The 9106-nt window shown below is 70.0% G+C and carries 10 protein-coding genes; 7 read left to right on the top strand and 3 right to left on the bottom strand.

All coding sequences use genetic code 11. From position 1 onward, the window contains the following. Nucleotides 1–504 (bottom strand): SLATT domain-containing protein (locus ACQKIP_RS01880; protein WP_427741914.1); only part of this gene is annotated, 504 nt, incomplete at its 3' end. Nucleotides 505–849: 345 nt separating this feature from the next. Here ACQKIP_RS01880 and ACQKIP_RS01875 point away from each other — a divergent pair. From ACQKIP_RS01875 to ACQKIP_RS01865, 3 genes are all read left to right on the top strand, one after another. Then, nucleotides 850–1191: a YbaB/EbfC family nucleoid-associated protein gene (locus ACQKIP_RS01875; protein WP_190084082.1), complete on the top strand. Its 342-nt coding sequence runs from the start codon at nt 850–852 to the stop codon at nt 1189–1191. Between the two features lie 96 nt (nt 1192–1287). Beyond that, complete coding sequence (gene recR, locus ACQKIP_RS01870; RefSeq protein ID WP_055569715.1) at nt 1288–1887, top strand: recombination mediator RecR; 600 nt, start codon at nt 1288–1290, stop codon at nt 1885–1887. Further along, a complete protein-coding gene (locus ACQKIP_RS01865; protein ID WP_365859032.1) occupies nt 1880–2617 on the top strand; it encodes a DUF5063 domain-containing protein in 738 nt (245 codons plus the stop codon). Before recR ends, ACQKIP_RS01865 begins: the two co-directional genes overlap by 8 nt. A 74-nt stretch (nt 2618–2691) precedes the next feature. On the opposite strand, the gene ACQKIP_RS01860 is transcribed toward ACQKIP_RS01865, so the two are convergent. After that, on the bottom strand, nt 2692–3834 hold the full coding sequence (locus ACQKIP_RS01860) for a hypothetical protein (protein WP_365859030.1): 1143 nt from the start codon (nt 3832–3834) through the stop codon (nt 2692–2694). Further along, nucleotides 3770–4195 (bottom strand): PadR family transcriptional regulator, encoded by a 426-nt coding sequence (locus ACQKIP_RS01855; protein ID WP_365859028.1) that lies wholly within the window; start codon nt 4193–4195, stop codon nt 3770–3772. Before ACQKIP_RS01855 ends, ACQKIP_RS01860 begins: the two co-directional genes overlap by 65 nt. Nucleotides 4196–4561: 366 nt before the next feature. Between ACQKIP_RS01855 and ACQKIP_RS01850 the strand changes: the two genes are divergently transcribed. From ACQKIP_RS01850 to ACQKIP_RS01835, 4 genes are all read left to right on the top strand, one after another. Then, nucleotides 4562–5833 (top strand): aspartate kinase, encoded by a 1272-nt coding sequence (locus tag ACQKIP_RS01850; protein WP_361190860.1) that lies wholly within the window; start codon nt 4562–4564, stop codon nt 5831–5833. Next, nucleotides 5830–6876, top strand: a complete 1047-nt coding sequence (locus tag ACQKIP_RS01845) for an aspartate-semialdehyde dehydrogenase (RefSeq protein WP_365859025.1) — start codon at nt 5830–5832, stop codon at nt 6874–6876. The genes ACQKIP_RS01850 and ACQKIP_RS01845 overlap by 4 nt, the downstream gene beginning before the upstream one ends. Nucleotides 6877–7192: 316 nt before the next feature. Further along, entirely contained in the window at nt 7193–7852 is a 660-nt protein-coding gene (locus tag ACQKIP_RS01840; protein WP_365859024.1) for a SigE family RNA polymerase sigma factor, read from the top strand. Continuing rightward, entirely contained in the window at nt 7849–9102 is a 1254-nt protein-coding gene (locus tag ACQKIP_RS01835; protein ID WP_365859022.1) for a hypothetical protein, read from the top strand. The genes ACQKIP_RS01840 and ACQKIP_RS01835 overlap by 4 nt, the downstream gene beginning before the upstream one ends. Nucleotides 9103–9106 lie beyond the last annotated feature (4 nt).

Here is a 9106-nt window from a genome sequence, read left to right as displayed (position 1 = left end):
CTCCCGCACACTCTCCGACGCCCAGTCGAACTGGAGCACCTGAAGCCGCCGCTGCACGGCCTGCGCGGTGGCCACATCCCGCATCCACCCGGAGGTGAGGCCGAAGAACCGGTCGCACCCCACACACGCGGCCCCCGCGAGCAGCGACACGAACCCCCACGTGGCGACACCCGCCACCGCCCCCGCCAGATCGAGCAGCGGAAGCACCCCCGCGCCCACGGCCCCCACCGCCGCCCCGACCCGCGCAAGCCGCGCCCCGCGCCGCTTCCACGCCCGGTCGGACAAGTACCACTGCACGGTGTCGAGCGCCCCCTGCTCCACCCACCGGTACAGCTCGTCGAGCCGCCGAGCGGGCTCGCCCCAGTCGCCGAGCGGGAAGGCCCGCCCCGCCAGATCCCCGAGCCGGTCCCCGAACCGATCCCCGAGCCGATCGCCGTGCCCACCCGCTCCGGCACCCTGCCCCTCCCGGGGCACCCCCTCGGGTTGCATCTCCGGCTGGCTCACCAGCACTCCCTCTGCCTCTACGAGATCCCTGACTGTTCCCAGCGGCGGTACCCTGCGGTGCCCGCCCCGTGACAGCTGGTGATACAGCGACTCCCGTGACCAATGCGACCGATGCGACTGACGCGACTGAAGTCATGCGCAGCCCCAGTCCTACCGCCCAATGGGTGGCCGTGAGCCCGGATTCGCGGTATTTCCGCCCGGACGAGGCGCTTGATCAGGTATAGGAGGACGGCTGGTCTCACTCGAAAGAGTGCTGGGGCGACGGCTCCCCCGACCACGTAGGCTCGTTCCAGGTGGAAAATCCACCGTAAATACCTCCACAGACCGTCGAGACAGGAGCTGATCGTGATCCCCGGTGGTGGCCAGCCCGACATGCAGCAGTTGCTCCAGCAGGCCCAGAAGATGCAGCAGGACCTCGCGACCGCGCAGGAGGAGCTCGCGCGCACCGAGGTCGAAGGCCAGGCGGGCGGCGGCCTCGTCAAGGCGACGGTCACCGGCTCCGGCGAGCTGCGCGGCCTGGTGATCGACCCCAAGGCGGTGGACCCGGAGGACACCGAGACCCTCGCGGACCTGGTCGTCGCGGCGGTCCAGGCGGCGAACGAGAACGCGCAGGCGCTCCAGCAGCAGAAGCTGGGCCCGCTCGCGCAGGGCCTGGGCGGCGGAGGAATCCCCGGCCTCCCCTTCTAGCGGTCGTCCGGCCTTCCCTTCTAAGAGGGCCACCGGCCAACTACCGTACGTACCAAAGCGCGACACCCGACAAGAGCAGGACAGGAAAGGCACCCCGTGTACGAAGGCGTGGTTCAGGACCTCATCGACGAGTTGGGCAGGCTGCCCGGCGTCGGTCCCAAGAGCGCGCAGCGGATCGCCTTCCACATCCTTCAGGCGGAGCCGACGGACGTACGCCGCCTGGCGCACGCACTCCTCGAGGTGAAGGACAAGGTCCGCTTCTGCGCGACCTGCGGCAACGTCGCGCAGGAAGAGCTCTGCAACATCTGCCGCGACCCGCGCCGCGACCCGAGCGTCATCTGCGTCGTCGAGGAGCCCAAGGACGTCGTGGCGATCGAGCGTACGCGCGAGTTCCGGGGGAAATACCACGTACTGGGCGGAGCGATCAGCCCCATCGAGGGCGTCGGCCCGGACGACCTGCGGATACGAGAACTGCTCGCGCGCCTGGCGGACGGCACGGTCACCGAGCTGATCCTCGCCACGGACCCCAACCTGGAGGGGGAGGCCACAGCGACGTACCTCGCGCGCATGATCAAGCCCATGGGCCTGAAGGTCACCCGCCTGGCCAGCGGGCTCCCTGTCGGGGGAGATCTGGAATACGCGGACGAGGTCACCCTGGGCCGCGCCTTCGAGGGGAGACGACTCCTAGATGTCTGAGAAGCAGCCTGAGAAGTCCACGCAGTCGGAGCAGGAAGCGGTCATCGTCCCCGAGCCGATCGCCGCACCCGAACCGACGGTCCTCCTGCACGCCGACGCCGGCGATCCGGACTCCTTCGCGGTCCAGATCTCGGACCAGATCGAGAGCTTCATCGTCGCGGTGACGGAGGTGGCCAAGGGCGACGAGCCCGACTCGGCCATCCCCTTCCTCCTCCTCGAAGTCTCCCAACTGTGCCTCGCGGGCGGCCGTCTGGGCGCGCACGAGGACATCGTCCCCGAGGAGCGCTACGAGCCCGATCTCGGCCCGGAGCGCGACGTGGACGACCTGCGCGAACGCCTGGCCGCCATGCTGGAGCCGATCGACGTCTACTCCGAGGTCTTCGACCCGTACGAGCCGCGCAAGGCCCCGGTCGCCTGCCGCATCTCGGACGACCTGGCCGACGTGATCGCCGACCTCTCCCACGGCCTCGCGCACTACCGCGCGGGCCGCACGGTGGAAGCCCTCTGGTGGTGGCAGTTCTCGTACTTCTCGAACTGGGGCTCCACCGCTTCGGGCGCCCTGCGGGCCCTCCAGTCCCTGGTGGCCCACATCCGCCTGAACCAGCCCCTCGAGGACCTCAACGGCCTGGACACGGACGAGGACCTGGCCGAGGACGCGCTCGCCGAGGCGGCGGGCAAGGTCATGGCCGAGGAGATCGCCGGACCCCTGGGCCTTCGCTCGGTGCAGTAATCGCCCCGTCCGCCCGGCCCGGGCCCGACTGCCCGGGCCGGTGCGGTGCGGTGCGGTGCAAGGCCCAGGCGGGGTCAGGCCTTCCCGCCAGCGCCTCCCGTGCCGCCTGCGCCGCTCCCGTGGGCCGGCCGCAGCTTCTGCCACAGGGATGATGCGGTGCTGATCCAGGCCCAGATGCCGGCGATCAGTACGGCGACCTTGGCCCAGAACCACGCTGACGCGGGCTCCGGGTCGCCGAACAGGTAGAAGCCCCACCAGAGAAGCCCCGCGGTGAACAGGGCGGTGGGCACCAACTCGGCCCGCGCCGCACGCCGTGCCTTCTGCGGGCCTTCGCTGAGCCGCAGTGCGTAGACCTCGACGTCCCCGAACTCGTCCGCGGCGTGCCCGCCCGAAGCGGCGAGATGGTCCCGCGCCTCGGCCACGCACCGCGCGGCGTCCCCCGCGGACACCCCGTGCCGCCCCCGCAGCAACGCGGAGAGCCGGTTCAGCCAGGCATCGTCGTCGTTCCGTATCGCCCCGGAAGCCTCGGTCGCTCCTCCGCGGAACCACCGCCCCGCGCGCTCGGGGGACAGCCACCACCCCAGCATCCCCAGCAGCACGGCGGCAACGAACAACGAGGGTGCCGGGACGCTCACTTGGGGCCCTCGGGGTATGGCGGTGAACCCCGCGGCGCAGGCGAGGACGAGCAGTGCGGCGCAGGCCATGGCGACCCGACCGGCGCGAAGCCGCCCCGCGGCCCGCAGCTCGGGAATGGCGCCGGTCACGAGCACGACGAGCGCGGTGAGCAGCAGACCGGAGCCACCCGTGGACCAGCCGACGTCGATCCAGAGGCCACCGCTCACCCACAACACGAGGCCGAACAGGAAGACTTGCCCGGCGGCCAGCAGCAACGAGCTGGTGAACCGGTCGCCCGCGGCGAAGCCTTCGATGTCGACGGAGCTGCGATGCGCCTCGTCGATCCGCTCGGCGGCGACGGTCCCGGCATACGCGCCGGGATCGCCGAAGACTTCCCGGATGGATGTCCCGGCCTCGACGGCGGTCAGCCGAGCCTCCTCGAGGGCCTGCTCGACGAGCCCGTCGGGCGGCGAATGCTCCAGGACCAGGGCAAGCTCGAACTCCGCGGCCCACTGCGCGTCGTCGCCGCCGCTTCCCTCAGGCGTCTGCTCCTGCTTCCCGGACGCCTGCTTCCCGGGCTTCTGCTTCTGCGTGCGAACCATCGTGCTCCCCCAGTTCTCGTCGATGTTCTCGTCGATCGCCTGCACCGGACAGGGCCGTCACCACGTCGTCGAAGTCGCGCCACGCGCGGTACTCGACGACCAGCCGCTCGCGCCCCGCGTCCGTGAGGCTGTAGTACTTCCGCCCCGGCCCGCCCTCGCCCGCGCTCCAGCGGATGTCGACGGCGCCTTCCTCTTCCAGCCTGGTCAGGGCCGGATAGAGCGTGGCTGCCTTGGCATTGGGCAGCCCGGCGGCGCTCAACTCCTGGAGCAGCGCATACCCATAACTCTCGCCGCGCTCCAGCATCCCGAGCAGGCACAGCGGCAACGCCGCCCGCAGCCAGGCCGAACTGACTTCCGGCACCCTGCCACACCTCCCAGACTAGTTGAGTTTTCAGAATAGTCCAGAACTCCGACATCGAGAAACTCAAGGACTACGCCGCCCGGCACCCGGGAAGGCTGAGGCGCGGGAGGGGCGAAGCCTGGGAAGGGTGGGGCGCCGGAAGCTGTGACCCGCCCCACTTTCCGGAGTGGCCCACTCCCAAACGGGCATGTGCCAAGCCGAGCGGTCGGAACGTACCCCCCGAGCAGCGGGGGCGTACGCCTGCGGATGATCACCTGGTGGGCGGGACATCTCACCATGTGATATCAGCGAGGCGAATTTCGGCCGCTCGTTAGACTGAGCCGACCGCAGCAGTGCGGTAAGAGACGGACTGAGCGAGGAGCGCACGTGAGCCTTGTCGTGCAGAAGTACGGAGGCTCCTCCGTAGCCGATGCCGAGGGCATCAAGCGGGTCGCCAAGAGGGTTGTCGACGCCAAGAAGAACGGCCATCAGGTCGTTGTCGTGGTGTCCGCCATGGGTGACACGACGGATGAGTTGATCGATCTTGCCGGGCAGGTATCCCCGATTCCTGCCGGGCGTGAATTCGACATGCTGCTGACCGCCGGGGAGCGGATCTCCATGGCCCTTCTTGCCATGGCGATCAAAAACCTGGGTCACGCGGCCCAGTCGTTCACGGGCAGCCAGGCCGGTGTCATCACCGACTCCGTCCACAACAAAGCGCGGATCATCGATGTCACCCCCGGGCGCATCAGGACGTCGGTCGACGAGGGCAACATCGCCATCGTCGCCGGGTTCCAGGGCGTCAGCCAGGAGGGCAAGAACATCACCACGCTCGGGCGTGGTGGATCCGACACGACCGCCGTCGCCCTCGCGGCCGCGCTCGACGCCGAGGTCTGCGAGATCTACACGGACGTGGACGGCGTTTTCACCGCCGACCCCCGTGTGGTGAAGAAGGCCCGGAAGATCGACTGGATCTCGTTCGAGGACATGCTGGAGCTCGCGAGCTCCGGGTCCAAGGTGCTGCTCCACCGCTGTGTGGAGTACGCACGCCGTTACAACATCCCGATTCACGTCCGCTCGTCCTTCTCGGGACTTCAGGGCACGTGGGTCAGCAACGAACCGCAAGGGGACCGCAAGGTGGAGCAGGCCATCATCTCCGGTGTCGCGCACGACACCTCGGAGGCCAAGATCACGGTCGTCGGCGTGCCGGACAAGCCGGGTGAGGCCGCCTCGATCTTCCGCGCCATCGCGGACTCCGGGGTCAACATCGACATGATCGTGCAGAACGTGTCGGCGGCCTCGACCGGTCTCACGGACATCTCGTTCACGCTGCCCAAGGCCGAGGGCCGCAAGGCGATCGACGCGCTGGAGAAGACCCGCGCCGACATCGGCTTCGACTCCCTGCGCTACGACGACCAGATCGCCAAGATCTCCCTGGTCGGCGCGGGCATGAAGACGAACCCCGGCGTCACCGCCGCCTTCTTCGAGGCGCTCAGCGACGCGGGCGTGAACATCGAGCTGATCTCCACCTCCGAGATCCGCATCTCGGTCGTGACGCGTGCCGACGACGCGAACGAGTCCGTGCGTGCCGTGCACACCGCCTTCGGCCTGGACTCCGACACGGACGAGGCCGTGGTCTATGGAGGCACCGGGCGATGACCGGAAAGCCGACGCTCGCGGTCGTCGGAGCGACCGGGGCCGTCGGCGCGGTCATGCTCCAGATCCTGTCGCAGCACGCCGACATCTGGGGCGAGATCCGACTCGTGGCCTCACCGCGCTCGGCCGGCAGGAAGCTGGCCGTCCGCGGTGAGGAGGTCGAGGTCCTCGCGCTGAGCGAGGAAGTCTTCGACGGCGTGGACGTCGCGGTGTTCGACGTGCCCGACGAGGTCAGCGCGCAGTGGTCGCCCGTCGCGGCGTCCAAGGGCGTCGTCGTCGTGGACAACTCCGCCGCTTTCCGGATGGACCCGGACGTGCCGCTGGTCGTCCCGGAGGTCAATCCGCACGCCGCGCGCGTACGCCCGCGCGGCATCGTCGCCAATCCGAACTGCACGACCCTCTCGATGATCGTGGCCATCGGCGCGCTGCATGCCGAGTTCGGCCTGCGCGAGCTGATCGTCTCCTCGTACCAGGCCGTGAGCGGGGCGGGGCGCGACGGTGTGGACACGCTGCGGCGGCAGATGCAGCTGGTGGCAGGTTCGGAGCTCGGCACCAGCCCCGGTGACGTACGCCGTGCCGTCGGGGACGACACCGGGCCCTTCCCGGAGCCCGTGGCGCTGAACGTGGTGCCGTGGGCCGGGACGCTGCGGGAGGACGGATGGTCGTCCGAGGAGATGAAGGTGCGGGACGAGTCCCGCAAGATCCTCGGGCTGCCCGGTCTGAAGGTCGCGGTCACCTGCGTACGCGTGCCCGTCGTGACCACGCACTCGCTGACCGTCCACGCCCGCTTCGAGGACGAGGTGACGGTGGACAAGGCGCGGGAGATCCTGGCCACCGCGCCGGGCGTCGTGCTCTTCGACAATCCGGCCGCGGGCGAGTTCCCGACGCCCGCCGACGTGGTCGGGACCGACCCCACGTGGGTGGGCCGGGTGCGGCGCGCGCTGGACGATCCGACCGCCCTCGAGCTCTTCGTGTGCGGGGACAATCTGCGCAAGGGAGCCGCCCTGAACACGGTCCAGATCGCGGAGCTGGTGGCGGCAGGCTGACCCGCCGCGACAATATTTGCGGGATCTGTGTAAATTCTGTGTCCAACTTGATGGCCAGGATCGCTTGAACTGGACCATTGCCGCGTTCGAAGATTCGCAATATTCGTCCCCGTCCCACTGCAACCGGCAGCAGGGCGGGGCGCGTCTTTGCGATCGCCCTCCAGGGGTGTGACCTGAACGCTGCGAAAATGGGCATAGGGGAAGAGCTGGTACGCATGGGGGCATTTGATGCATCGTCACCAACGACGACGATGCCTGCCGCAAACGCGCCGCGCGATGCGTACAACCCTCCAGGGGGTAGGCGTGTCCAACTGGCGTGGCAGAGGTACTCGATTTCACAGCGGTTCAGGCGAGAGGCGCAATCCTGCGTCCCCCTCGCCATCCCCGTGCGCCCGCCGGCATGCCGGTGATCGCCCCCATGCCCACCACGAGATCGGCCCGCATCCCGACGCAGCGCGAGGGCGCTGAGGAGACGATGAGCGCGGGCACCACAGTCGACCACCTGACCGAGACCTATCGCGCCCACTACAGGTCGCTCCTCGGACTCGCGGCGCTGCTTCTCGATGACACGGCCTCCTGCGAGGACGTCGTGCAGGAGGCGTTCATCCGGGTGCACTCGGCGCGCAAACGCGTGCGTGACCCGGAGAAGACGCTCGCCTATCTGCGGCAGACCGTCGTGAACCTCTCGCGGTCCGCGCTGCGGCGCCGGATCCTCGGCCTGAAGCTTCTCTCGAAGCCGATGCCCGACATGGCGAGCGCCGAGGAAGGGGCGTACGACCTCCTTGAGCGGGACGAGCTGATCAAGGCCATGCGCGGCCTCCAGCGCCGCCAGCGCGAGGTCCTGGTCCTGCGGTATTTCGCGGACATGACCGAGGCGCAGGTCGCCGAGACCCTGGGCATATCGCTCGGGTCGGTGAAGGCGTACGGATCGCGCGGGATCGCGGCTCTGCGGGTCGCCATGGAGGCACCGGCATGAGCGAACACGAGTACGGGCGCGAGCACCGCGAACCCGACGAGAACGCCGAGTTCGAGCAGCATGCTGGGGACGAAACTGTGAAGCACGGTCAGGGCGAGGAGCCCACCGAGTCCGCGCCCGAAGGCGGGCCCGGGTCCGGGGCCGACGGTGAGCCCGGCCCGGAGTCGGGCCCTGAGCCCGGCCCGGAGTCGGGCCCTGAGCCGGGCCCGGAGCCCGGCGCCGCACCGGACGCGAAGATCACGGCCGTACCGGACCCCTTCGGCGGCGACGACGGCTCCGACGAGCTGGCGCTGCGCAGGATGATGCGCTCGGCCGTCCAGGAGATCGAGCCGAACGACCACGCCCTGGAGCGGCTGCGGCACGCGGTGCCCGCGCGGCGGGCGCGCAAGCGCCAGGCCGTGGTCGGCATGGCGGCCGCCGCGCTCTTCATCGGCACCGCCATCCCCGCTCTCGTGCACGTCACGAACTCCGGCAGCGGCTCGGACGACCGCCCGTCGATAGCGGGAAACAGCGAGCAGACGCAGGGCGGCTCGACCGAGGGCAAGGGCCCCGACGGCGGCGAGAAGGGCGAGGGCAGCGGCTCCGGCCCCTCGAAGTCCAAGGGCAAGGAAGACAAGAAGGACAAGAAGGACGGCAAGGGGAAGGGCGCGTCCAGCGACGGCGCGACAGGTGGCCCCGACCCGTCGGGCACAACGGCCGCCGACTCGCCTGCCTGCGCGGTCGACCAGCTCGGCAACGCCAGCGGTAGCGCGGGTCCTGCGGAGGCGGACGGCAAGGTGTACGGCACCTTCCGCATCGCCAACGTCTCCGGGACCACATGCACGGTCAGCGCCGCGGGCAACGTGAGCACGTCGACCACCGGCGCGGCCGACCCCGCGAAGATCGGCATCGTCGAGCACGTGGCGGGCGACGCGGCCACGGGCCTGCCGGACCCGGGCCAGGCGGTCGGCTCGCTGGTCCTCGAACCGGGCGCGGCGTACGAAGTGAAGTTCGCCTGGGTGCCCTCGGAGGGGTGCCCGACGGACAGCGGCGAACCGTCCCCCGACCCGACGCCCACCGAGGGCGGCGGCTCGGACGGCGGCACGCCGGACAACACGGAGCCGCAGATGGTCCGCGAGGACGGCGGGGTACTCGAAGGCGCGGTGACGGTCTCCCTGACGGCTTCGACGGGCTCGCCCGCGGCGGGCGCGACCATCCCCGACGCGTGCGCGGGGACGGTCTACCGGACGGGGATGCTGTCGGCGTCGTAGCCGG

Origin of the sequence: Streptomyces sp. NPDC059900, from assembly GCF_050270335.1 — a bacterium.
Lineage (GTDB): Bacteria > Actinomycetota > Actinomycetes > Streptomycetales > Streptomycetaceae > Streptomyces.
This window is presented reverse-complemented; position numbering and strand designations above follow the sequence as displayed.